The sequence below is a fragment of the Pseudomonas sp. MIS38 genome (genome assembly GCF_019891575.1).
In the GTDB taxonomy this organism is placed as follows: Bacteria; Pseudomonadota; Gammaproteobacteria; order Pseudomonadales; family Pseudomonadaceae; genus Aquipseudomonas; species Aquipseudomonas putida_A.
In genome coordinates, this window is the sequence record NZ_JAFLXF010000017.1 from 1 (window position 1) to 22,968 (window position 22,968).

Annotated in this window: 22 protein-coding genes and 2 pseudogenes; 9 read left to right on the plus strand and 15 right to left on the minus strand. The window is 60.0% G+C overall.

Annotation, left to right across the window (positions count from 1 at the left end):
- Positions 1 to 234: 234 nt before the first annotated feature.
- Together J1G18_RS18895 and J1G18_RS18900 are read right to left on the minus strand one after the other, a co-directional pair.
- Positions 235 to 1,851 carry an inorganic phosphate transporter gene (locus J1G18_RS18895; protein ID WP_115989069.1) on the minus strand — a complete coding sequence of 539 codons (1,617 nt, stop codon included), beginning with the start codon at positions 1,849 to 1,851 and terminating at the stop codon, positions 235 to 237.
- A gap of 333 nt (positions 1,852 to 2,184) precedes the next feature.
- Positions 2,185 to 3,207, minus strand: a complete 1,023-nt coding sequence (locus J1G18_RS18900) for a transporter (protein ID WP_183784307.1) — start codon at positions 3,205 to 3,207, stop codon at positions 2,185 to 2,187.
- A gap of 992 nt (positions 3,208 to 4,199) precedes the next feature.
- On the opposite strand from J1G18_RS18900, the pseudogene J1G18_RS28470 reads away from it, so the two are divergent.
- From J1G18_RS28470 to J1G18_RS18910, 3 genes and pseudogenes are all read left to right on the plus strand, one after another.
- Positions 4,200 to 4,310 (plus strand): annotated as a pseudogene (locus tag J1G18_RS28470) (hypothetical protein); the annotation flags it as partial.
- 228 nt (positions 4,311 to 4,538) lie between these two features.
- Positions 4,539 to 5,243: a methyl-accepting chemotaxis protein gene (locus J1G18_RS28475; RefSeq protein WP_410477716.1), complete on the plus strand. Its 705-nt coding sequence runs from the start codon at positions 4,539 to 4,541 to the stop codon at positions 5,241 to 5,243.
- Positions 5,244 to 5,353: 110 nt separating this feature from the next.
- Positions 5,354 to 5,800 (plus strand): hypothetical protein, encoded by a 447-nt coding sequence (locus tag J1G18_RS18910; protein ID WP_096795042.1) that lies wholly within the window; start codon positions 5,354 to 5,356, stop codon positions 5,798 to 5,800.
- Positions 5,801 to 5,926: 126 nt separating this feature from the next.
- On the opposite strand, the gene J1G18_RS18915 is transcribed toward J1G18_RS18910, so the two are convergent.
- The 3 genes from J1G18_RS18915 to J1G18_RS18925 all read right to left on the minus strand — a co-directional run bounded on the left by J1G18_RS18915 (position 5,927) and on the right by J1G18_RS18925 (position 8,832).
- Positions 5,927 to 7,102 carry a GAF domain-containing sensor histidine kinase gene (locus J1G18_RS18915; RefSeq protein ID WP_223008260.1) on the minus strand — a complete coding sequence of 392 codons (1,176 nt, stop codon included), beginning with the start codon at positions 7,100 to 7,102 and terminating at the stop codon, positions 5,927 to 5,929.
- Positions 7,103 to 7,263: 161 nt separating this feature from the next.
- Positions 7,264 to 7,569 carry a PepSY domain-containing protein gene (locus J1G18_RS18920; RefSeq protein WP_007917758.1) on the minus strand — a complete coding sequence of 102 codons (306 nt, stop codon included), beginning with the start codon at positions 7,567 to 7,569 and terminating at the stop codon, positions 7,264 to 7,266.
- A 138-nt stretch (positions 7,570 to 7,707) separates the two neighbouring features.
- Positions 7,708 to 8,832 (minus strand): glycerophosphodiester phosphodiesterase, encoded by a 1,125-nt coding sequence (locus J1G18_RS18925; RefSeq protein WP_223008261.1) that lies wholly within the window; start codon positions 8,830 to 8,832, stop codon positions 7,708 to 7,710.
- 222 nt (positions 8,833 to 9,054) lie between these two features.
- On the opposite strand from J1G18_RS18925, the gene J1G18_RS18930 reads away from it, so the two are divergent.
- On the plus strand, positions 9,055 to 9,381 hold the full coding sequence (locus J1G18_RS18930; protein WP_223008262.1) for a DUF2025 family protein: 327 nt from the start codon (positions 9,055 to 9,057) through the stop codon (positions 9,379 to 9,381).
- A 204-nt stretch (positions 9,382 to 9,585) separates the two neighbouring features.
- On the opposite strand, the gene J1G18_RS18935 is transcribed toward J1G18_RS18930, so the two are convergent.
- Both J1G18_RS18935 and J1G18_RS18940 read right to left on the minus strand, forming a co-directional pair.
- Positions 9,586 to 9,900, minus strand: a complete 315-nt coding sequence (locus J1G18_RS18935; RefSeq protein ID WP_027612609.1) for an antibiotic biosynthesis monooxygenase family protein — start codon at positions 9,898 to 9,900, stop codon at positions 9,586 to 9,588.
- Positions 9,897 to 10,598 carry a CTP synthase gene (locus tag J1G18_RS18940; protein WP_098965187.1) on the minus strand — a complete coding sequence of 234 codons (702 nt, stop codon included), beginning with the start codon at positions 10,596 to 10,598 and terminating at the stop codon, positions 9,897 to 9,899. Before J1G18_RS18940 ends, J1G18_RS18935 begins: the two co-directional genes overlap by 4 nt.
- Before the next feature lie 52 nt (positions 10,599 to 10,650).
- On the opposite strand from J1G18_RS18940, the gene J1G18_RS18945 reads away from it, so the two are divergent.
- On the plus strand, positions 10,651 to 11,592 hold the full coding sequence (locus tag J1G18_RS18945; RefSeq protein ID WP_115990497.1) for a LysR family transcriptional regulator: 942 nt from the start codon (positions 10,651 to 10,653) through the stop codon (positions 11,590 to 11,592).
- Here J1G18_RS18945 and J1G18_RS18950 read toward each other — a convergent pair whose 3' ends face one another.
- The 5 genes and pseudogenes from J1G18_RS18950 to J1G18_RS18965 all read right to left on the minus strand — a co-directional run bounded on the left by J1G18_RS18950 (position 11,593) and on the right by J1G18_RS18965 (position 15,646).
- Positions 11,593 to 12,126, minus strand: a complete 534-nt coding sequence (locus J1G18_RS18950; RefSeq protein WP_223008263.1) for a DUF1003 domain-containing protein — start codon at positions 12,124 to 12,126, stop codon at positions 11,593 to 11,595.
- Positions 12,127 to 12,312: 186 nt separating this feature from the next.
- On the minus strand, positions 12,313 to 12,807 hold the full coding sequence (locus tag J1G18_RS28480; RefSeq protein ID WP_371260358.1) for a methyl-accepting chemotaxis protein: 495 nt from the start codon (positions 12,805 to 12,807) through the stop codon (positions 12,313 to 12,315).
- 51 nt (positions 12,808 to 12,858) lie between these two features.
- A pseudogene (locus J1G18_RS28485) lies at positions 12,859 to 13,719 on the minus strand (PAS domain-containing protein); the annotation flags it as partial.
- A 112-nt stretch (positions 13,720 to 13,831) separates the two neighbouring features.
- Positions 13,832 to 14,881 (minus strand): diguanylate cyclase, encoded by a 1,050-nt coding sequence (locus J1G18_RS18960; protein WP_135296947.1) that lies wholly within the window; start codon positions 14,879 to 14,881, stop codon positions 13,832 to 13,834.
- Positions 14,882 to 15,037: 156 nt separating this feature from the next.
- Positions 15,038 to 15,646 (minus strand): TetR/AcrR family transcriptional regulator, encoded by a 609-nt coding sequence (locus J1G18_RS18965; protein ID WP_027612615.1) that lies wholly within the window; start codon positions 15,644 to 15,646, stop codon positions 15,038 to 15,040.
- A 215-nt stretch (positions 15,647 to 15,861) separates the two neighbouring features.
- Between J1G18_RS18965 and J1G18_RS18970 the strand changes: the two genes are divergently transcribed.
- Positions 15,862 to 16,938: an MBL fold metallo-hydrolase gene (locus tag J1G18_RS18970; protein ID WP_027612616.1), complete on the plus strand. Its 1,077-nt coding sequence runs from the start codon at positions 15,862 to 15,864 to the stop codon at positions 16,936 to 16,938.
- Positions 16,939 to 17,050: 112 nt separating this feature from the next.
- A complete protein-coding gene (locus J1G18_RS18975; protein ID WP_223008264.1) occupies positions 17,051 to 18,568 on the plus strand; it encodes an amidase family protein in 1,518 nt (505 codons plus the stop codon).
- 9 nt (positions 18,569 to 18,577) lie between these two features.
- Here J1G18_RS18975 and J1G18_RS18980 read toward each other — a convergent pair whose 3' ends face one another.
- Positions 18,578 to 18,886, minus strand: a complete 309-nt coding sequence (locus J1G18_RS18980) for a hypothetical protein (RefSeq protein WP_027612618.1) — start codon at positions 18,884 to 18,886, stop codon at positions 18,578 to 18,580.
- A gap of 93 nt (positions 18,887 to 18,979) precedes the next feature.
- Positions 18,980 to 19,747, minus strand: coding sequence for an AraC family transcriptional regulator (locus J1G18_RS18985; RefSeq protein WP_223008265.1), 768 nt, complete (start codon positions 19,745 to 19,747; stop codon positions 18,980 to 18,982).
- Between the two features lie 112 nt (positions 19,748 to 19,859).
- Here J1G18_RS18985 and J1G18_RS18990 point away from each other — a divergent pair, with 112 nt between their 5' ends.
- Together J1G18_RS18990 and J1G18_RS18995 are read left to right on the plus strand one after the other, a co-directional pair.
- Positions 19,860 to 20,675, plus strand: a complete 816-nt coding sequence (locus tag J1G18_RS18990; protein ID WP_223008266.1) for a sulfite exporter TauE/SafE family protein — start codon at positions 19,860 to 19,862, stop codon at positions 20,673 to 20,675.
- A 63-nt stretch (positions 20,676 to 20,738) separates the two neighbouring features.
- Positions 20,739 to 21,875: a hypothetical protein gene (locus tag J1G18_RS18995; protein WP_223008267.1), complete on the plus strand. Its 1,137-nt coding sequence runs from the start codon at positions 20,739 to 20,741 to the stop codon at positions 21,873 to 21,875.
- Positions 21,876 to 21,878: 3 nt separating this feature from the next.
- Here J1G18_RS18995 and J1G18_RS19000 read toward each other — a convergent pair whose 3' ends face one another.
- The gene (locus J1G18_RS19000) at positions 21,879 to 22,862 is read right to left on the minus strand and encodes a hypothetical protein (protein ID WP_223008268.1); all 984 of its coding nucleotides are present in this window, start codon (positions 22,860 to 22,862) and stop codon (positions 21,879 to 21,881) included.
- Between the last annotated feature and the right edge of the window lie 106 nt (positions 22,863 to 22,968).

A 22,968-nucleotide genomic window follows, 5' to 3' on the forward strand; every position in this document is an offset into this window, starting at 1 on the left:
GGGAGTGGGCTTGCCCACGAAGAGGCCGGCCCATTCAGCATCGATGTTGACTGATCTGACGCCTTCGCGAGCAAGCCCGCTCCCACAGGGGGGGCGGTGGGTGAAGTATTTGGGGCTGGTCGCGATCCAGGGTGGGAGTGGGCTTGCTCACGAAGAGGCCGGCCCATTCAGCATCATTGTTGACTGACCTGACGCTTTCACGAGCAAGCCAGCTCCCACAGGGATCTAAGTCGATCAGAAGATCTGGGTGAACAGCCAGTACAGGCTGCCCGACAGCAGAATCGCCGCCGGCAAGGTCAGCACCCACGCCATCAGCAGATTGCGGATGGTCTTCATCTGCAAACCACCGCCATTGGCGACCATGGTGCCGGCCACACCCGATGACAGCACATGGGTGGTCGAGACCGGCAAACCGAACATGTCCGCCGCGCCGATGGTCAGCATCGCCACGGTTTCCGCCGAGGCGCCCTGGGCGTAGGTCAGGTGGGTTTTGCCGATCTTCTCGCCGACCGTCACCACAATCCGTTTCCAGCCAACCATGGTGCCGAGGCCCAGGGCAATGGCCACGGCGATCTTCACCCACAGCGGGATAAAGCGCGTGGCGTTGTCGATCTGCTGCTTGAACAGTTGCAGTTTGTCAGTGGTGTCGGCGTCGAAATTGCCGACCTTGTTCTTGTCCATCAGGCGAATGCTTTCGCTGGCCAGGTACATGTCGTTACGTACGTTGCCCATGGCCTCGGCCGGGACTTTCGACAGCGAGCCATAGCCTTTGACCTCTTCGCCAATGTGTCCGGTGAGAGCGGCGAGGGCGGGGATCAGTTGCGGCGTGGCTTGCTTGCTGCGCACGTAATCGGACAGCACCGGACGCGGATCCACCGGGGCTGGCAGCGGGGTGTTTTTCACCAGCGCTTGCTGGGTGACCTCGGCGACGGCAGCGAACTGCAGCGCCTGATCGGCGGGCATGGTGCGGTTCAACGCGTAAGCCATCGGCAAGGTGCCAACCAGAATCAGCATGATCAGGCCCATGCCTTTCTGCCCGTCGTTGGAGCCGTGGGCGAAAGACACACCGGTGCAGGTGGCGATCAGCAAACCGCGAATCCACCACGGTGGCGGGTTGTTGCCTTCCGGTGCCTTGTACAGCGCGCGATTCTTGATGAAGGCGCGCATGGCCAGCAGCAACAGCGCCGCGCAGCCGAAGCCCACCAGCGGCGACAGCAGCAGGGCGTAACCGATCTTGGTCGCCTGCGCCCAGTCCACGCCGCTGGTGCCGTCGCGTCCGTGCATCAAGGCATTGGCCACGCCGACGCCGATGATCGAACCGATCAGCGTGTGGGAAGAGGAGGCCGGCAGGCCCAGCCACCAGGTGCCGAGGTTCCACAGGATCGCCGCGATCAACAGGGCGAAGATCATCGCGAAACCGGCGGACGAACCGACCTGCAGAATCAGCTCCACCGGCAGCAGGGCGATGATGCCGAACGCCACCGCGCCACTGGACAGCAACACCCCGAGGAAGTTGAAGAAGCCCGACCAGACCACCGCCACATTCGGCGGCAGCGAGTGGGTGTAGATCACCGTCGCGACCGCGTTGGCGGTGTCGTGGAAACCGTTGACGAACTCAAAGCCCAGCGCAATCAGCAGCGCCACGCCGAGCAGCAAAAACGGGGTCCAGGTGGTGACGGTGGTGCCCAGCTCATGCATGTCGTGCATCAGGCTGTAAGCGGTGAACAGCATCCCCATCGCGAGCACCGCGAAGAACACCACGTAAGTGAACGGCCCGGGTTTTTTATCAAGTGCCGGCCGGCCGCCGTGGGCGGACGTGGGGCGGGCGGCGGTCAGGGAGGGAGTAGCCATGAGCGGACAATCCTGAGCGAGGGAAGGAGTGTCGGTCATGATCGTTGCTAAATATTACAGAGAGACTGCGGCAGGTCAGTGTTTGGCGGATTAGCTCACCGCTGATCTGTTGAGCCCATTCCTGAGTGCAGGAGGGGAAGTTGATTTAAGGTGAGCTGTTTGTGGTGAGGGGATTTATCCCCGATGGGTTGCGAAGCAGCCCCAAAAACCATTCATCTCGGTTTATCAGCTAAAACGCGTCCACCGGATATACGACTGCTACGCAGCCGATCGGGGATAAATCCCCTCGCCACAGGACCTCTGTCACCACAATGGATCTGTGGTGGGCAAGGGTCAGTAATCCCCACGCTTGCGAAACGCCCAGCGCCCGGCAATCACGGTAAACGTCGCGACCAGCGCCACCAATATCCAGAACCCCTCGGGATCCGTCGCCAGTGGCACTCCCCCCACGTTCATGCCGAAGAAACCGGCAATGATGTTGATCGGCAGCGCCAGCACCGTGACCACGGTCAGGGTGAATAGTGTGCGGTTGCTCTGTTCGTTGAGGTTGGCGGCGATTTCTTCCTGGAGCAGTTTGATCCGCTCGCCGAGGGCGGTGAGGTCGTTGATGATCAGCGCGAACTCCTCGGTGGATTTGCGCAGCTCCTTGACGTCCTCCTTCTGCAGCCACGGCGGCGGACGGTTGAGCAGGCGCAGCAGCGAACCCGGCTCCAGCGCCAGCAGCCGTTGCAGGCGCACCAGTACCCGGCGATTGGCGCCGAGTTCGGCGCGGTTGGTCGACAGCCGTGAGGAGAGCAATTCGTCCTCGACCTGATCGACGCTCATGCTGGTCTTGCGCACGATCTGCGTCAGCACTTCGCCCTGATCACGCAGCAAGTGCACCAGCAGTTCCGACGGCGAGCGAAAGCATTCGCCGGCCTTCACCGATGAACGCAATTTGTCCACCGAGTGCAACGGTTGCAGGCGTGCGCTGACGATCAGTTTGCTGCGCACGCAGACCCACAGCGTCGACACGTCTGAGGAAACCATGCTGCTGAGGTTGAACACCACGTCGTTGACCACTGCCAGCAACGCCGAATCAACGTGTTCGATGCGCGTCGAGCGCGAACCTTCGTGCAGCGCCTCGAAAAACTCTTCGGGCAATTGCAGATGACTTTTCATCCAGCGCTCGCACGCGGCGTGCGCCAGGTTCAGGTGCAGCCAGAGGAATTCATCACTGTCGCTGTCGTCTTGCAGACAACGCAGGGCGGTCGCCGAATCGACTTCGCGGCCACGTTCACCGGGACGAAAACGGAAGCCGTAAAGCAAACCGAACAAATCAGGATCGCGATGACTGAGATCAAGGCTGTGGTTCATGGAGGCTCGCTGCGAGGAGGGCGCGTCGGTCGCGGAATGGCAGGTTCACTGAGCCGCATCATCGCAACCGCACATGACACTTGTGTGACTGCAAAATGACAGTGATCGTGATCATTACCGGCAATCCTGTGGGAGGGGGCTTGCTCCCGAATGCGGATGATCATTGAGTGATGATGTGGATGACACGCCGCTTTCGCGAGCAAGCCCGCTCCCACCCCTGGGCCATGGTCGATCACAGTCTCTTAATTCACCTACCAATGGTCGGATTTTCTTCAAGAAGCGCTCTGGTACGCCGATCACGCTTGGGCTACGTTGCGCGCGCTTGGCCATGAGCCAAGGCTCGCCGACACGGATGTCCGGCAAAATTCCACGCCTTACCGGGCGTGCCTCATCCCTGTCCTGAGTATCTCGCGATGCTGCAAAAATCCTTGAGAGCACAAATTCTCGCCCTGCTGGGCGGCAGCCTGCTGGCGATGCTGTTGATCGCACTGGCCTGCTTTCATTTCCTGTCCAACGGCGTGCAGAACTACAGCCAGTTGATCGCCGGCCCCTTGCACACCTCACAATTGATTGACGAGGCCAACCTGCAATTCAAGGTGCAGGTGCAGGAGTGGAAAAACGTCTTGCTGCGCGGCAAGCAACCGGCGGACCTGGCCAAGTACTGGAGCCAGTTCGAAGATCGTCAGCGCGATGTGCAGAACATTCTCGGTGAACTGGCCGGGCAGAAAGGCCTTGAGCCGGCGCTGAAATCCCGCATCGAACGCTTGCGTGATGAGCACCGCCAACTCGGCAGCGCTTACCAGAAGGGCCGCGATGCCTATGTCGCTGCCGGTGCCGATCCAACGGCTGGCGACAGCGCCGTCAAAGGCGTCGACCGCGCCACCAGCGATCAGATGAGCGAACTGGTCGCCGAGCTGCGCAAGCAGGGCACCGAACAGTCGGCGCAAATCAGCGCCAGTGCTGACAGCACCGTGCTGCTGGGGATTCTGGTGATGCTCGGCTCGGGTCTGCTGATCGGTTTGCTGAGCCTGTGGCTGGTCAACCGCAACCTGATCGAGCCGATCCGCAAGCTGATCGACTACGTCACCCAGTTGAGCCGTGGGCGCCTAGCCGAACGCGTTGCCAACGACCGTCAGGACGAGTTGGGCAACCTTGCCGCCGCGGCCAATACCCTGCGTGATTTCCTCGCCGAAACCTTCACTCATCTGCAACGCAGCGCCAGTGATCTGGACAGCGCCAGCGGCGAACTGAATGCGATCGCCACGACCATGGCCGGCGGCACCAACGAGCAGTTCAACCGCACCGATCAGGTGGCCACGGCGATGAACGAAATGTCTGCCACTGCCCAGGAAGTCGCCCGTCACGCGGCGGATGCGGCGCGCGCTGCCGACGATGCCGACCAGTCTGCCCAGCAGGGTGAAAAGGTCATGCAGGGCACCATCCACACCATCACTAAGATGCGTGGCGAAATTGCCAACACCGCTGAAGTGATTCGTCGTCTGGAAAGCGACAGCGGCCGCATCGGCAAGGTACTGGAAGTGATTCGCGGCATCGCCGAGCAGACCAACCTGCTGGCGCTTAACGCGGCGATTGAAGCGGCGCGGGCCGGTGAAGCCGGACGCGGCTTTGCGGTGGTCGCCGACGAGGTGCGCAATCTGGCGCAGCGTACGGCCGAGTCGATCATCGAGATCAATCAGATCATTCAGAACGTGCAGACCGGTGCCGTGGATGCTGCGCAAGCGATCGAAAGCGGTCAGGCGCGCAGCGACGAAAGCGTCGAGCAAGTGACTCAGGCCGGTGCGATGCTGGAGCGCATCACCCACGCCGTGGAAGCGATCCGCGACATGAACCGCCAGATCGCTACCGCCGCCGAAGAGCAGACCTCGGTGGCCGAAGACATCTCGCGCAACCTGACCGAGATTACCTCGATCGCCAGCACCAACCTCAACAGCGTGCAGCGCACCGAAAGCGCCAGCCAGAACCTGCACGGCCTGTCCGGGCAACTCAACGAAGTCACCGCACGCCTGAGCGCCTGACGTCAGCCGACGTGTACCGGTTCGGTTACCGAGTCGGTACACAGTCGATCTCAAATCCGTACGACTGCCGCCGATGGCCGGTTATCTAAAACCGGCATTGGAGCCATCCCATGGTCAGCATCACCTCCGTTTCGATCAATCAGACCGTCAGCACCGCCACCAGCAAAACCAGGATCAGCGACGCGAGTGACGACACCTCGACCCCTGCAACCAGCAGCGCGGGCGTCAGCGCCGATACCAGCAAAGTGGCGGCTGGCGGGGGCGCGGCTCCGGCAGGCGACAGCAGTTCCGACAGCAGCGGTGAGTCGGATTCGGTGAAAGAATTGCGCAAGCAGATCGCCGAGCTGCAAAAGCAATTGCAGGAACAGCAGCAAGCGCTGCAAGCGGCTCAGGCCAAGCAGGAAGACGCTGATGCCAAGGCTGCCGACGTGGCGTCCGCCGAGTCGCAAATCTCCAGCACTTCGGCTTCGTTGCAGACGGCCACGGCGGCGTTGTTGCAGGCGTTGCAGGATTCCGGGTCGAGCAGCTCGGGGTCGTTGGTCAGCACTTCGGCTTAAGCATCACCGCAATACTTTTGTGGGAGCGGGCTTGCTCGCGAATGCGGTGTTTCAGTCACCGAAAATATTGACTGACACGACGCCTTCGCGAGCAAGCCCGCTCCCACAGGGGATTTGTGGTGTGTCTCAGATTGTGGGCAGGCTGAAGGTGAACAGCGTGCCGCTCTGTGCGGTGGACGCCACATGCAATTGCCCGCCGTGGGACTGGGCGATCTGGCTGGCGATATACAGCCCCAGACCGAGCCCGGCCTGGGGCGCGCTGCCGGTCGGGCGCGAGTAAGGCTGGAACAGGTGCGGCAGGATCGCCTCGGGAATATGCCCCTGATTCTTTACCGCCAGCATTAACGCGCCGTGCTCGAGCTGCGCGATGACCTCAATGTCGCCCTCCAGGTCGCCATGGGCCACTGCATTGGCCAACAGGTTCGACAGCAGTTGAGCAATTCTCGCGCGGTCACAGGGCAAGCCCTGCAAGTCGCCGATGGACGCACGAATCGTGCGCTGCGGATGCACGTTGCGAATCTCCGTCACCACCTGTTGCACGGCTTCGGTCAAATCCGCGCAGGGCTGGATATCCACCGGAATGCCTTTGCCCAACCGTCCGCGTGCAAAGTCGAGCACGTCATCCACCAACCGCGTCGCCCTTTGCGCACTGCCAAGGATATTGCGTAACCGCACCTCGATGGCCGGATCCGGATGCTTGCGCAGAAGCATTTCGGCGCCAGCGCTGATGGCGAACAACGGGTTGCGCAAGTCATGGCCGAGCACGGCGATGAACTGTTCGCGCAACTCGGCGGTTTCGCGCTCCTGCAACAACGCGGTTTCGGTGCGCTGCGCGTTTTCCTCGGCTTCGATCTGCAACGCGAGCATCCGCGCGAACGACTCCATGGTGCTCTGGATGCTGCTGGACTTGAGTTGCGCGGGGTTCGGATCGAGCGCGCAGATCGTGCCGAAAAACCGTCCGTCAGTGCGGAACACCGGCACCGAGATGTAGCTCTCGAACTTGTACAGGCGCGGGGTGTGATGATCGCGGTAGAGCGGGTCTTCGCTGGCCTTGTCGATCACCACCGAGGTGTGCGCAGCACGGATTTCGTGGCACAGCGTGGTGACCACATCCAGCTCGCCACCAACCTGCAGGCCGAAATCCAGCTGATCGAGGACGGCGCAGGCTGTCCACGAATCCTCGGTAACCCGCGCTACGGCGGCAAACCGCAGGCCGGTCAGTTCGCGGATCACCTGAAGGATCGCCGGAACCGCGCTGATCCGTCCGATTGTCGCGATGTCTGCTGCCGCTGTCTGCCCCATGCCCATCGCTCTCGGCTGCAATCGTTTATCTGATGGTCGCCATACTAGCGGTCTGATGGCGGTTTTGGCATCCCTTCAGGCTGCATCCGCGTGATTCGCCGGGCAACGGACGCAAAAAAGCCGCACGATCGCTGATCGTGCGGCTTTGCTTTGGCGGTGTATCAGGTGTCTTGCTTGTTGCTCAGCACTTTGCCGGTGGTGGCGTCGAAGTCGACGTCGAACTCTTTGCCATCGGCGGTTTTCAGCTCGACTTCGTACTCGTAACCGTTGAAGTGATTATCCAGATCTGTGTCGGTGATGGTCGCACCCGGGTGCAGTTTCAGTGCTTCGGCGTTCATCGACTCCAGCGACTTGATCTTGCCGGATTTGACCAACTCAGGGATCTGGTCGACACGCACATCGGCTTGGGCCAGGCCAGCGGTGAGGGTCAGGGCAGCGGCGGTAAACAGGGCAGTCAAAGTTTTCATCGGGTCATTCCTTGGGTTGTTCGTTGAAGTGGGCTCAGGTTAACCACCGCAACTTAATTCACCCTTAAAACCCCACATCGCGTGCAGCGCTCTTGTGGGAGCGAGCCTGCTCGCGATGCGGACAACCCGGCCTGCTGATCAGAACCCGTTGTTCTTCAACACCTGATCAACACTGGCACTGGCCGGGCGCTTGTAGAACTTCAACAGTTCGCTGGCGCGGTTGGTGAAGATGCCATCAACGCCGGCCGCCATGACTTTCTCGAAATCCACCGGCTCATCGACGGTGTAGACGTGCACCAGCATGCCCTGATCGTGGGTGTACTGGTTCATCCACGGTTGCACCAGATCCGAATAGCTCTGGTCGCCGCCCTTGGTCAGCCTGGCCGAAGGGCCGGTGCCGATGGCGCCCTGCGACTTGGCGAAATCAACCCATTGCTTGAATTCGGCTTCGGACTTCGGCTCCTGCTTGCCGTAGAACACGTTCTTGTCCTTCTCGCCGGACTCGGCAAAGGTCACCTTCGATTTCGGCTCGATGCTGCCTTCGCCGACCCACAGCAGCAGGATTTTCGGCACTTGCGGCATTTCCTTTTGCAGCAGTTCGAGGCTGTTCTTCTCGAAAGTCTGCAGGATCACCTTGCCTTTGCCCTGGCCGACGGCCAACTCGCTTTTCGCCAGTTTCGAACCGGCCGGGCTCAGCCAGCCGCGATCTTGCAGCTTCTCTTTCAGGTCATGCTCGATGCCCGGAAACAGCTGCGGCTCCTTGGTTTCGATGTAAAGACCCGGCTTGTGTTTCGGGTTGGCCTGGGCGATGTCGATGATTTCATCGAGGGTGAGGATTTTCAGCCCGGCGTAGGACGGACGCGCGCGATCCGGGTAAGCCTTGTTGTACCAACTGCCGGCGTCGAGGGTTTTCAGTTCGGCCATGGTGAAGGCGGTGGCCGGGCTGTCTTTACGCTCCGGGAATTTGGTCGCGACGTCGGTGGTGCGTTGCAGGTTGTTGTCGTGCAGGGCGAACAGCACGCCGTCCTTGCTGCGCTGCAAATCCATTTCCAGGTAGTCGGCACCGAGGTCGCGGGCCAGTTTGTAGGAGGCGGCGGTGGACTCCGGTGCATCAAAGGACGCGCCACGGTGAGCGATCACGGCTGGATGCGGGATGCCATGGGCGGCGGCAAGCGCGTTGACGTCAGTCTGGGCGGCGTGGGCCTGGCCGAGACCGAGCATCAGGCTCAGCATGAGGGCGCTTTTGGTGAAAGTGGCGGGCATGTTCGAGTTCCTTTCGCAGGGCATTTTCAAAGACGTACCTTTTAACAACTGAATCGATTGGGTGCTATCGCCAGACCGACATAAACGTATTAAAAGCGATTTTTCCTGCACTTTTGTGGCGCGGTTTGCAGTACGCTTGCCCTCGGCAGACGCCCCGGCAGAGGGCGCGCCGATTTCGTTGCCCTGCGTGTAAACCATCGATGATTTTTCGTGAGGTTTACCATGCGCATCACTTCCCAACTCATCTGTCAGGCCGCCGATGACCTCAAAGGTTTCGTCGGTCTCAACCGCAAGACCGGCCAGTACATCGTGCGTTTCAGCGAAGATTCGTTCGGCATGGACGTCGCCGATGACGGCATCATTCCTGTGAATGAATTCGTCTGGGCGCCGGCCTCTGAGACGACCATGACCTTGAAGCGAGAGCTGATTCAGTTGTTGCTGGACCAGAACATCGATGACCGGATCAACATCAGTGAGCCGTTGCGGGTGTACATGAGCAAGGTTGAGGTGCCGGAGATTGTGGCGGTGCGCAGTCTGGTGCAGGGTTGAAGTTTTTGTATTGACGGTACTGGCCTCTTCGCGGGCAAGCCACGCTCCCACAGGTTTTGAGTTGTTCTGAAGATCACGCTGTACCTGTGGGAGCTGGCTTGCCAGCGATGAGGTCGGTGAGAACACCACCCAATTCAAAGCCCAAACGCGGTACCTGTGGGAGCGAGCTTGCTCGCGAAGAGGCCAGTCAGCGCGCCGTCAAAGTCACTGCCCAAATCGATACTCGCGCTCCACCCGACACACCCGGGTCTGAAACTTCGAATACCACTGCGCCCGGCCGCGCGCCTGGATCACCCGGTGCTCGGGATGCTCGCGCCAGGCCAGAATCGCCGCTTCGCTCTGCCAGTAGGAAATGGTGATCCCGACCCCGTCTTCCCCACGAATCGAATCAATGCCGAGAAACCCCGGTTGCTGGCTGACCAGTTCCATCATCCGTTCCGACGCCGCCGCATAACCGTTGTCACCCTCGGTGCGGGTCGAGGTGAAAATCACCGCGAAGCAAGGCTCGTTCGGCTTCATGGACGTCGCTCCGTACACGCTTCGACAAACGCCCGCACCAGTGGCGGGATGTTGCCCTTGAGCGCTGCGCGTTCCGGTTGAAACAGCGTGGCGACAAAAAACACATGGTCAGTCAATTCGATCGCGCGCAAGTCACCTGCCGAATCATGCCCCACGGCGCGTAGCTGATGGCTCAGCAATTCTTGTTGGAACTGCGGATTCACCCCGAAGCGGCAGCGATAGCCTTCAAGAATTTCGGACGTTTCGTACGCCTTGGCGATCAACGAACCGGCGACCAGATGAATGCTGTCCACCGCCTCCACCAACGAACAGGTCAGCGGTGTGAGCACGGCTCGCGGTGAATCCGGCGATGTTTCGCCATGCTCGGCATCGGCCCAGCCCAGCACATTGCGGGAAAACTCCAGCAGCGCATGCTGAAAACCACCGCAGGTGCCGAGGAAAGGGCGCTGTTGTTCGCGGGCAAAACGGATGGCCCTGAGTGCACCGGCCTCACTTTTGTAGGGGCTGGCCGGGACGCACCAGAACCCGTCGAAGTGATACAGCGCAGTGTCGGCGTGTATCTGCTCGGTGGGCAGCCATGCGAATTGCACATCGCGGCCGCTCTGTTCGGCGATCAGGCCAAGGGCAACGGGGATCGCCTGGTGGGCGGTGACTTGCGGATCGTGATCGCCGATCAGGGCGATGGAAATGGCGTCCATGGGATTTCCTTGATTTGAGTGAGTGATGAACCTCTGTGGTGAGGGTGTGCAGTTGTCGATCACCGGGGCTCACTATAGATTGGCGTTCACGCACTCAATATTGGCGTTTCCCCAAGTGATCAATGCAGCGACGCACTATCGACTCGATTACCCGGATCTGGCGCTGATCCTTGCGTTGGTGCGCGGCGGCTCTCTGGCCCGGGCTTCGCAGCTGCTCAAAGTTGACGTGTCGACGGTGTTTCGCGCGGTGCGTCGTCTGGAGTCAGCGCTGGGTCAGCAATTGTTCGAAAAGAGCCGCGCCGGGTACCTGCCAACCACCCTCGCGCAGACTCTCGCCGAGCAAGCCGAACGCGCCGAGCAGGCACTGGAAGCGGCGCGGATCGGTGTCGAGCAGGGCGGTGAAGTGGTCAGCGGCACGGTGCGCCTGACCTGCACCGACTCGGTGCTGCAAGGCCTGCTGTTGCCGGCGCTGGCGCAGTTCATGCCGAACTATCCGGCGTTGACTCTCGAGCTGAGCACCTCCAACGATTTCGCCAACCTCAACCGCCGCGATGCCGACATCGCCCTGCGCCTGACGCGTACGCCGCCAGAGCATCTGGTCGGACGGCAACTGGCGAAGATTTCCTACCGGGTCTGCGCCAGTGCGCGTTATCTGCAAAACGTCGATGCGACGGATCTGGCGGCGCTGACCTGGATCGCCCCGGACGAGTTTCTGCCGGATCACCCGACCGTTGCCTGGCGTCGCCAGCAGTTGCCCGGCGTGACCCCGGCTTATCGCTGCAACAGCATGCTCTCGGTGACTGAGCTGGTGCGCGGCGGACTCGGGGTGGCGGCGTTGCCGGACTTTCTCATTACCGAAGGTTTACAGGCTCTCAGCGAACCGTTGCACGGTTACGACACCGCGCTGTGGCTGCTGACCCGCCCGGACTGCCGGGCGTTGCGCTCGGTGGTCACGCTGTTCGATGAACTGGGGCGGGCACTGCGGTTGCCGTGATCAGCGTTGCGAGTTCTGGCAGATGTGCGCATGCAGTTCGCGGGTCAGGCCTTCGATGCGTTCGGTCAGGCTCTTGGTCATTTCGGTGAGGCGGGTGTTCTGCTCCAGCAGTTCGAGCAGTTGCGCGGTGGTCTGCGCGGCCTGCGCCTGGCGCTCACTGTTGGCCACCGCCAGCGCTTCACGATGTTGTGCGTCGGCGTCCGATTGCGCCTTGTCCCGCGCGGCTTGCCGGGTTTGTGCCAGCAGGATCAACGGCGCGGCGTAGGCGGCTTGCAGGCTGAACGCCAGGTTGAGCAGGATGAACGGGTAGACGTCGAACTGCGTCACGCCCGACACGTTGAGGCCGATCCACACCGCGACGATTACGGTTTGCGCACCGAGGAACAGCGGCGTGCCGAAGAATCGCGCGAAGGCCTCAGCGCGCAAGGCGAACATGTCGTTGCCGAAGGTGGTGTTGAGGTGGGCGTGGGGGCGGTGGAAGCGCAAGTGGTCGACGGGGGCGGGCGCGGGGACGTCGGGTTTTTCTGTGGTCATGATGGGCTCGGCAGGACTTGGGACTGAAGGTCACTATAGTCCTGCATCGAGGCTTATGGCCCTTTCGCGAGCAGGCTCGCTCCTACAGGGATTGAGTCGATCACTTAACTTGTGATCAACCCAGAACCTGTGGGAGCGAGCTTGCTCGCGAAAGCCGCGACGCGGTCCAACGGCCCGACATATCGATCAGCCCGGCGCCCGCTCATTGGCAAACATGCTCACCGCCTGCACCGCTTCACTGGCGCCATCGCGGATCTGCAGAATCACGCTGCCAGCCTGATCCGCCAGTTCAACGCCTTGCGCCGCCCGCCCGCGAGTGCCTTCCATGCTCTTGATCGCCTGCCGCGTTTCGCTCTGGATCAGGCCGATCATGTTGGAAATCTCCGCCGTCGAACCGCTGGTGCGCGCTGCCAGTTGCCGCACTTCGTCCGCTACAACGGCGAACCCGCGACCCTGATCACCGGCACGCGCCGCTTCAATCGCTGCGTTGAGCGCCAGCAGATTGGTCTGGTCGGCAATCGCACGGATGGTGTTGACGATCGCCGTGATCTGCTCCGAGCGTTCGCCAAGTTGCGCGATCAGCGTTGATGACTGCGCGATATCGTCAGCGATTTCGCGCATCTCACTGGCCGCCTGCTGGATCACCTGAGTGCCTTGCTCGGCGACTTTCCGGGTTTCCACCGAGATGTGATAAGCAGCGCTGGCGCTGCGCGCATCGTGCTCGTGCTGCTCGACGCGGGCGGTGACGTCCGTGGCGAATTTCACCACTTTGCACAACCGCCCGGCAGCGTCGTATACCGGGTTGTAGTTGGCCTCCAGCCACACACTCTGGCCGCGCTTGTCGACGCGTTCGAACTGACCCTGAAACAGCTCACCCTGATTCAACCGCCGCCAGAAATCCTCGTAGGCGCTGCTGTTGACCAGCTCCGCGCGGCAGAACAAGCGGTGATGTTTACCCTTCAGTTCAGCGAGCGTGTAACCCATGCGCGTCAGAAAATTCTGGTTGGCGGTGAGAATGCCGCCGTTGAGGTCGAATTCGATCACCGCCATTGCCCGGTCGATCGCCTGCAGCTTGGCATTGGCCTCGCTTTCCTGCTGAACCTTGGTCGTCACGTCCATGGCGAACTTGACCACTTTGACCACGCGTCCCGACGCATCCTTGATCGGGTTGTAATTGGCTTCCAGCCAGACCGGCTGGCCCTGGCTGTTGATCCGCTCGAAGGTACCGGACTGGAACTGGCCGTTTTTCAGGCGCGACCACAGTTCGGTGTATTGCGCGCTGCGGCCAAACTCCGCGGTGCAGAACAAGCGATGCGGCTGGCCGATCACCTGTTCGGCGCGGTAACCCATGGTTTTGAGGAAGTTGTCATTGGCCTTTAACACTACGCCTTCAAGGTCGAACTCGATCACCGCCATGGAGCGATTGATCGCTTCAAGCAGGCCGTTCTGTTCGGTGATGGTGTGTTGAAGGTCGTTGAGTTCGGACTGGTGGCGTTTGAAAAACATAGGGGCAGTACCTGGAAGTAGGGAAAGACGAGGTTTGTGTCCCTGTTTCCGCGCTGGCAGAGCAAATGCTGGATGAGCATTTGCCATTGACTGCAAAGTGCCAGCATCCAGGCTGACGAGCCGATCTTATACAAACTGCTTTGAGTTGTACAAGAAATTGCGAATCAGTTTTTTCAAGGCTGAGGGCGCGGGCGTCTTCTTAGCCCGGACTGCTCAGCGCCACGCTGATGGTGTTACGTCCCGTGTGTTTGGCGGTGTACAGCGCTTTGTCGGCGTCATCCAGCCAGGCAACCGCGTCGCTGTACGACGGCTGAAACCGGGCCAGACCGATACTCAGGCTGACGCGCAGCTCTGGCACATCCGGGTGCCGATATTGATCCATCGCCTGACGCAATCGTTCCATTTGCGCCTCGGCTTTATTGAGTGGCTGGTCGGGCAGGATCAGGCAAAACTCGTCGCCGCCATAACGACCGGCCCGTTCACCTTCGGCCAGCAGCCCTTTGAGTGCCTGGCTCAACTCGCGCAGCACGGCGTCGCCAACGATGTGCCCATAGTTGTCGTTGATGGTCTTGAAATGATCGATGTCGATCAGCGCCAGAATGTCCTGGGTGTTGTTATCTCGGCACCGGGTGAAACGCGTATGGAGCAGATCCTTCCAGGCGCCGTGATTGAGCAGCCCGGTGAGGCTGTCGGTGCGGCTCAGGTCTCTGAGTGCACGTTTGTGTTGTGCAAGTTTGATCGCCAGTTGGTAACTGACCATGCCCAGGGCCAAGGGGTACAAGGTCAGCATCGGCAGGCAGGCCCAAACCTCGATTTGCGTCATCGTCAGGCTGAACTTGAAGCCGAACAGTAAACAGCCCAGCAGTACGCCGGCCACTTGGGCCAGGGCACCGAGCAGGAACAGACGTCGTCCACCGGCGGCGACATTGTTCATGGTCATCATCGACAGGATGGTCACGGTGGTCAGCGGATTGAACTGAAAGCACGCGGTCCAGAAGCCCCCGCACAACGAGTCGTACAACAGGTTGCGGCGTTCGGCATGGTAGGGGAAGGTCGAGCGGGTCGAAATCTGGTAGGCCAGATGCGGCCAGATAAAACCGTTAAACACCAGCAGCGCCCAGAGCCAGTTCGGCATGTGCAACGGATACAGCGCGGCCGCGACGCTGAAAAAGCCGACACCCAGACCGATGATCCTGGGCAGATAAATGCGTCTGGCGAATGACAAGCCTTTGCCGCGTTGATTTTCCATGATGTCCTGCGCCAGATTCATCCTGAAATACTTTGAAGTGTTTTTTCAGGTTGACCGTTCGTCGGTCAATTGTCGGACATTGTCATTTATTCCAACGGGAATAATCAGTGTCCTTCCGAGCCATTTAATCGTGGCGGGGCGCAGGAGAGGGCCGGTTTAGAGCTGGTATCTGGCCAGAAACATCTCCATGGCCGACTCGGCCACGGCTTTTTGCGTGTCTGCATCCAGCGGCGGCAGGCCCATGGAAATCTGCGGCCAGAAACCGAACGACTTCAACAGCCCTTGCACCTGCTGCGCGGCGAATTCTGCGTTCACGGTTTTCAGCCGACCATCCGCCAGCGCAGCGCGAATCCACACCGTCAGGCCTTCTTCGCGCTCGCCCATGCGCGCCACCATGTCCTGCGCGCGCTCCGGGGAATGGATGGTGGCAGCGATCGCCACCCGTGCCAGTCCGAGAAAATTGTCATCGGCCATCATCTGCAGCTTAGCCAGCAACATGGGCAGCAGTTGCTCGCGCAGCGGCTGATCCGCGCGATAGGTCACGGCTTGCTCGTCGGTGATGCGTGCCCAGAGTTGGTTGAGAATTTCGGCGAACAGCTCTTCCTTGCTGGGAAAGTGGTTGTACACCGTGCGCTTCGACACCCCGGCGGTGGCCGCGATCTTGTCCATGCTGGTGACCTCGAACCCGTTGGCACGGAATTCGGCAATTGCCGCCTGGATGATGGCTTCGCGTTTGCGGTCGGTGAGGCGTTGTGGAGCTGTCATAAGTACGCTTCGGCAGAGAAGGGGTGGAATTACACTTGGCAGTTTACTTGTCATCACGTTTCATGCAACCTAGAAACTACACCGCCCAGTGTAATGTTGCGTTAATCCGCGCAACCTAAAAACAGACAGTTCGGCTGATGCGTGCGTGCCTTGGCCATTTATCGTCCCACCGTGAAAAACCGTGAATTGCACGGTTTTTCTGGAGTCTCTCAGTCATGGCCAATCCAGATTTTTCTGCGGATCAAACTTCCACGCCTGAAGCCTCTCGCCAGGATCAAGGGCTGTTCCGTAACCATGCGCCGGTGCAGCGCGAAGGTGGGCGCAAGATGCTGCGGATCATGTGGAACATGATTTTCAACAAGCCGCGCAATACCCGACCGGCCGCCGCGATCCCGGTGCAACCGCTGACCCGTGAAGACCTGTTGGCAGCACCGAATCACAGCGTCTATCGCCTCGGTCACTCGACCCTGCTGCTGAAAATGCGCGACAAATTCTGGATCACTGACCCGGTCTTCGCCGAGCGTGCGTCGCCCGTGCAATGGGCCGGCCCGAAACGTTTTCACCAGCCGCCGATCAGCATCGACCAGTTGCCGCCGATCGAAGCGGTGATCCTGTCGCACAACCATTACGACCACCTCGATTACCAGGCGGTACTGCAACTGGCGGCCAAAACCAACTATTTCCTGACCCCGCTGGGCGTCGGCGACACCCTGATCAAATGGGGCATCGACGCCAGTAAAGTTCGCCAGTACGACTGGTGGCAGGGCACCGAAATCGCCGGCATCCGCTTCGTTGCCACTCCCTCGCAGCACTTCTCCGGCCGCAGCCTGTTCGACAGCAACAGCACCCTGTGGGCCTCGTGGGTGATGATCGACGGCGACACGCGGATCTTCTTCAGCGGCGACAGCGGCTACTTCGACGGCTTCAAACGCATCGGCGAACAATACGGCCCGTTCGACCTGACCCTGATGGAAACCGGCGCCTACAACGTCGAATGGCCACACGTGCACATGCAACCCGAAGAAACCCTGCAAGCGCACCTCGACCTCAAGGGCCGCTGGCTGTTTCCGATCCACAACGGCACCTTCGACCTGGCAATGCACGCCTGGCATGAGCCGTTTGACCGGATTCTGGCGCTGGCCTGGGAGCGTAGTGTTTCGATTACCACGCCGCGAATGGGCGAGGCGTTTAATTTGATGCAGCCGCAGCGGGGGCACACGTGGTGGCTGAATATGGAGCAGGATGTGTCGGAAAACGCCCCAATTGCTGGTAGCGGCTACAAGTCGGGATGACTTTTCCTACTGTCGGTAGTCCAGCTGGCTGACAGCTCTTTCCTATGTCCTCGGTAGGCTTGGTCGCGAGTGAATGAATCACTCGTGATTAGCCTAAACAAGGACGATAGACATGACGCATTTCTTCAAACGTCGCGTGAATACGCTGACGAAATCCATATTGGTCGCACTGGCAGCGACAGGTGTCGCTGCCACCGCCCATTCGGCCACTGATCTTCATTACGCCAGCGTCAGTGAACTCAGCAAAATGATGGCCGACAATGAGCTCACTGCTGTTGAACTGGTTGAACACTTCCACCAGCGAATTGCCGAGCTGGACAAGCAAGGCCCTGCTATCCACGCCATCGTCGAACTGAATTCACAAGCCATCGAAATAGCTACCGAGCTGGATAATGAGCGTAACGAGGGACAGTCGCGTGGCCCGTTGCATGGTATTCCGGTACTGCTCAAAGACAATTTTGATACCGCCGACAGCCTGCAAACCAGCGCCGGCTCCTTGGCCATGGTCGGCCAGCCGGCAGCCAACGATGCTTTTGTGGTTAAACAGCTGCGGGATGCCGGCGCGATTATTCTGGGTAAAGCCAACATGAGTGAATGGGCTTATGTGCGGGAAATGGGTTTGCCCCATGGTTGGAGCGGACGTGGTGGGCAAGGGAAAAACCCACATGCACTGAGCGAGGAAATCTGCGGTTCCAGTTCTGGATCGGCCGCTGCCGTGGCTGCCGGTTTCGCGCCGATCTCCTTGGGCACGGAAACCAACGGTTCGATCACTTGCCCGGCATCGGCCAATGGCGTAATCGGCGTCAAACCCACCCTGGGTCTGTTCAGTCGCACCGGGGTGGTGCCAATCACCCGTCTGCAAGACACCCCAGGCACTTTGACACGTACTGTCCGTGACGCGGCGATGATGTTCAACGTGTTGCAAGGCACGGATGCGGAAGACTCCGCGACATCGATCGCCCCGACAGGAATCGACTACACGGCGCTGCTGGCAAACGATGCCCTGCAAGGCAAGCGTATCGGTTATCCCGCCGCTTACGAGGGGACGGGCGGCGTGGCCCTGACTCCCGGAGTGGAGTTTCAGAAGGCAATGATCACACTCGAGAAACAAGGTGCGACGCTCGTGCCAGTGACCGTTCGGTTACCTGATATCGATAATTTCGTACCCGGTCTGATGGGCGCGATGAAATACGAATTGCCTGAATATCTCGTCAGCCGTTCCGGTCTGCCGATTCAGTCGTTGCAGGACCTGATCGACTTCAATCAGCTCAATCCCGGCAAGGAGGGCTATGGGCAGGCCACGCTCGAAGCGATGAATGCGTTGGACATGACTCACGAACAGGCCAGCGGATTGATCTTGAGCATCAGCAAAAACTTCAAGGACGCCATTGACGAGCAACTGCGCGAACACAACCTCGACGCAATGGTTGCCGAAGCGGATGGTTACTCGCAATTTTCTGCCGCAGTGGCTGGTTATCCGGCGGTAACCCTGCCATCGGGCATGAGCGCTAACGGTATACCCACGTCCGTGTTCTTTTTCGGCAAAGCATGGAGCGAGCCGCAATTGTTCGCCATGGCCTACAGCTATGAACAAGCCTCGGCCGAGCTGCGGCACCCTGCGTTCAAGTAATCATTCCACCTAAGCAAAATCCCCACGCTCTGCAACGTTCTGTTGCATGGCCTGGGGATTCAATTTGCGACCCGGCGCAAACCCGGGAAAGAACACCAACCCCTGTGCCTCAAACCGATAAGCCAACGCCAGCCGCGTCGCATCCGCCACGTCCTGCTGCGCTTCAAACCGCTGGATATCATCCACCGCAACCTCCGCCTCGCGCGACAGTTGTTCCACGCTCCAGCCCAGCATCGCTCGGGCCTGGACGCAGTGCGTCGGGGTGAACTGGAAAAGGGCAATGCGTTCAAGGATGTGGTTCATCGCAAGAGAGGCCATGGTGTGCTCCGGGCTCAAGAGTGCTGATTGAAAATGTACTGTGTTTTTGTACAGTTGTTTTCGGCCGGGATCAAACGCATTTTTTGATTTGCCCTAGTTCGCCGCCTCCAACCAGACGGACGGTGCCTGTCCGAGGATGCGCCGGAACATCGTCGAGAACGCTGCCGGGCTCTCATAACCGAAGTCCAGGGCGATCCGCGTCACCGATTCACCGGCCGCCAGCCGTGCCAGCGCCAGCACGACGCAGGCCTGTTGCCGCCATTGGCTGAAGCTCAACCCGGTCTGCTGCCGAAACAGTCTGTTGAAGGTGCGCAAGCTTATGTGCAACTGCTCGGCCCAGTGTTGCGGCGACTGATGAGCGTTGGGTTGATGCAGAAAGGTCTGACACAAAGCCAGGAGCTTTCCGTCAGTCGGCAGCGGAATGTGCAAGGGCAGGGGCGCACTGCGCGCCAGTTCATGCAGCAGCAGGTCGATCAATACGCCGTCGCGTCCTTCGAGGTCATAAGTCAGTGGCACTTCCACCGCTTCCATCAACAAGTGCCGCATCAACGGCGAAACGCTGATCACCTGGCAGCGCCCACCCAAGTCCACCGCCCCCGGCTCGATGTACAAACTGCGCGTACTCACGCCGAGCATCAGCACCTCATGCGCCACTCCCGGCGGAATCCACACTGCCCGTTGCGGCGGCACCACCCAATTGCCGTCATGGGTGCGAACCTGCATCACCCCGGTCGCGCCGTACAGCAATTGCGCCCGTCGATGCGTATGAAACGGCAACAGATGACCGTGGGAATAATCCGTACCGATCGCCACCACCGGGCGCGGCGTGTCATCCAGCTGATTGATCGAAACATTGCGCATCGAGCGTTTCCCGGTAGTTGGCGTAAACGCAAACATTATTGTCTGAGTTGCTGAAGCAGGCCAAGCCGCGTCGTTCTATCGTCGACCGCTCGCCACCACCGGAAGACGCGCCATGTTTTACCTCCTGCTGACTCTCTTCGGCTGCCTGACCGGCATCACCGCCGTCCTGTTCGGCTTCGGCGGCGGCTTCGTCGTCGTGCCGCTGCTCTACCGCATGCTCACCGCCAGCCACGGCGCCGACGACCCCATAGGCCAATCGGCCATGCACATCGCCGTCGCCACCTCGACCTGCGTGATGATCGTCAACGCCCTGATCGCCACCGACAAACACCGCCGCGCCGGCAACCTGATCCGCCATTACCTGTGGCCCCTCGGCGGCTTCATCGCCCTGGGCGCGATCATCGGCGCGATCGCCGCGGTGTGGGTCAGCGGCGAGGTCATCCGCTACGCCTTCATCGCCTACCTCGGCGTGACCATCATCGACTGCCTGCTCAGACGCGGCTTCCTCACCCGCAGCGAAGGTGTCATTCCACGCCGATTGGATCGCAAGGAAATATCCGCCGGCGGTGTAGGCATCGGCGCCATCGCCACGTTCCTCGGCGTAGGAGGAAGCGTCATGACCGTGCCGCTCCTGCGCCGCTGCGGACTGAGCATGTCCCAGGCCACGTCCATGGCCAATCCGCTGAGCGTGCCGGTGGCGGTGGCCGGGACGCTGACCTACATGGCACTGGCCGGTTTCAGCGAGACGGATCTGGGCGCTTGGTTTGTCGGGTATGTGGATTTGCTGGCGTTTGCAGTGCTGACGCTGGGGTCGTTGGTCGGGATTCGAATGGCCACGCCGTGGATCGGGCGGATACCGGATCGGGTGCATGCGTGGGTGTATATCGGTCTGTTAATCGTCGTGATGCTGGGCATGCTGCTCAAGTAGAGCCTCGATTCCTGCGCGCATCCTCTGCATACTTCGCAGCCTCATTCATTCAGGGATCGATCCATGCTCAAGGGACTGCTGCGCCTGGCGCCATACGCTGCGGCGCTGTTCACACTGATTTCCACCGCCCATGCCGAAGATGGCCGACGCGTGTTCACCGGTACGCTGGGCAAGATGCCGATTGTGGTGGAGCTCAACACCACGCAGCAGGACGAAGTTACCGGCCGCTACTTCTATGAGAAGTATCACCGCGACCTGGAGCTCAGTGGCTCGCTGCAGGACAGCACGTTGAACCTGGTTGAAGGCAACAACCGCTATGGCGACGACAAACCGTTGCCAACCTTGAAGCTGAAAACCACCGCCAACGGTTGGCAGGGCGAATGGCAAAACCCCAAGGGCAAGAAGCTCCCGGTGCAACTGACCGAAGCCAAGCTTCCTGCGCCAACTGCTACCACGCTGCCCTTTATTGCCACGTTGCCGAAGGACGATCCTTACGAGTATTTGCGCTTACAGGGGCTCAAGCTCAAGCCGGAGAAGAAAGAAAACTTCATGGGCTACGAGCTGCAGTGGTGGACGGAGCCTGAGTCGAAGGTTTCGTTGTTCAGTGTTGAATCTGGCTATACGAAAGAAGAGCAGGAGCGGATTAACAACCACTTGCTCGGACGGCTATGGACTGAAGTTATCGACTATCACCGTTGCATGATGGATGGCGGGGAATACGCCGAGTTTGATCAAGGAGCTGCCCCGGAGTTTCTCTCGCCCGACGTGGTCAGCCTGGACATCTCCACTGGTTACAGCTGCGGCGGCGCCCACCCGGACTTCGGTAGTTCGCCGATCAACCTGGACGTCCACACCGGCGAATTGTTGAAACTAAAAGATGTGCTGTGGATCGGTGAACCGAATAGCGCAGCCACCGAATACGATCAGATGAAAGTCATGGCGCCGTGGCTGGTCAAACAGTTCACCACGCTGTACCCCGAAGAAATGAAGAAGCCTGCCGAAGACGACGGCAGTTGCGATTACACCGATGAAAGTGTCTGGGGTTATTCCAACTGGCACTTCACGCCGAAGGGGATTTACCTGGGTGCTTACTTCGCCCGTTACCAACGTAATTGCGATAACCCCGACTGGTCGGTGCTGCCTTACTCGCTGGTCAACCAGCACCGTGGCGAAGCCAAACTGCAATTGCCCAAAGGCTGACCGTCACGCCAGTCCCGGCGCTTCCCGCACAATGAAGTGATCCAGGTTCTCGATGTTGGCAGTGAACACCCCGAACGTCTGTTCGGGGTTCTTCTTGCTCGGCACCTGCTTCAACTCCGGCGTCACGCCATAGAAGAAACAGAACAACTCCTTGTCGCTGTCGATCGCATGCTTGATCTCTTCCAGAAACGCCTTGCGCTTGCGGTAGTTGTCGATCAACTTCTTGCTCAAGTAAACGTTCACCGAATACGGCTTTTTCTTCGCCTCACCCGCCTGCTTGAACCAGACCTTCTGCTCGAAATCGATGCGAAAACTCTGGGTGTAATCCTTGATCTCCTTGATCTTGCCCCAGTAAATCAGCCCCTTGTTGTCCGTCAGATACTCGATCTTCTTGAAGAACGAGCCATAAGGCGCCGTGTGCTCGCCGATCTTCAACGGCATGCGCTTGAGCAACTCCTTGTCGGCGAAGTTCGACACAAAACACTCCACCGGATGCGCAAACACACTGGTCTTGTCCGGCGCCGTCTCACGCCCCGGCGACTCATTGGAATTCACCTGCGCCACCCGCACCGGATCATCCCGCAACACATCCGCCGCCCCTGCCGGCGCAGCTGGCTTGCGCACATAATCACGCCGCGTCAGCAACAACTCCGACGGAAAATGCTCCTCCCGCCCGTCATCCACCTCACCATCCGCCGCCTCAACTCCCGACGCCGACGCCTTCAAACTCACATACGGACAACCCGCCACATGCTGCGTACCGGGCAAGTTCTTGAAGTGCGGCGTGCGCACATAATTCACGTTCTTGGCGTTGAACGTGCCCAACTCGTTCGACGCATCGAACGCCGAACGACAGGCATCGTTGGGGCACTGGAAATGTTCCCTGGCCGAATCGAACGCCACCGTCTCATCGAAATTGAGATCGCGCACGTCATAGATCGACAACTTGTCGTCGAGGCTGAGGCAGTAGGCGAGATCGAATTTCATGGTGGGGCTCGGATCCTTGAGTGGGGGAGGGGTATTAATAGCGGGAGGCGGCGCGCGTTGCACTGATTGTTTTCAGGATGATGCGGAATCTGTGGGAGCCAGCCTG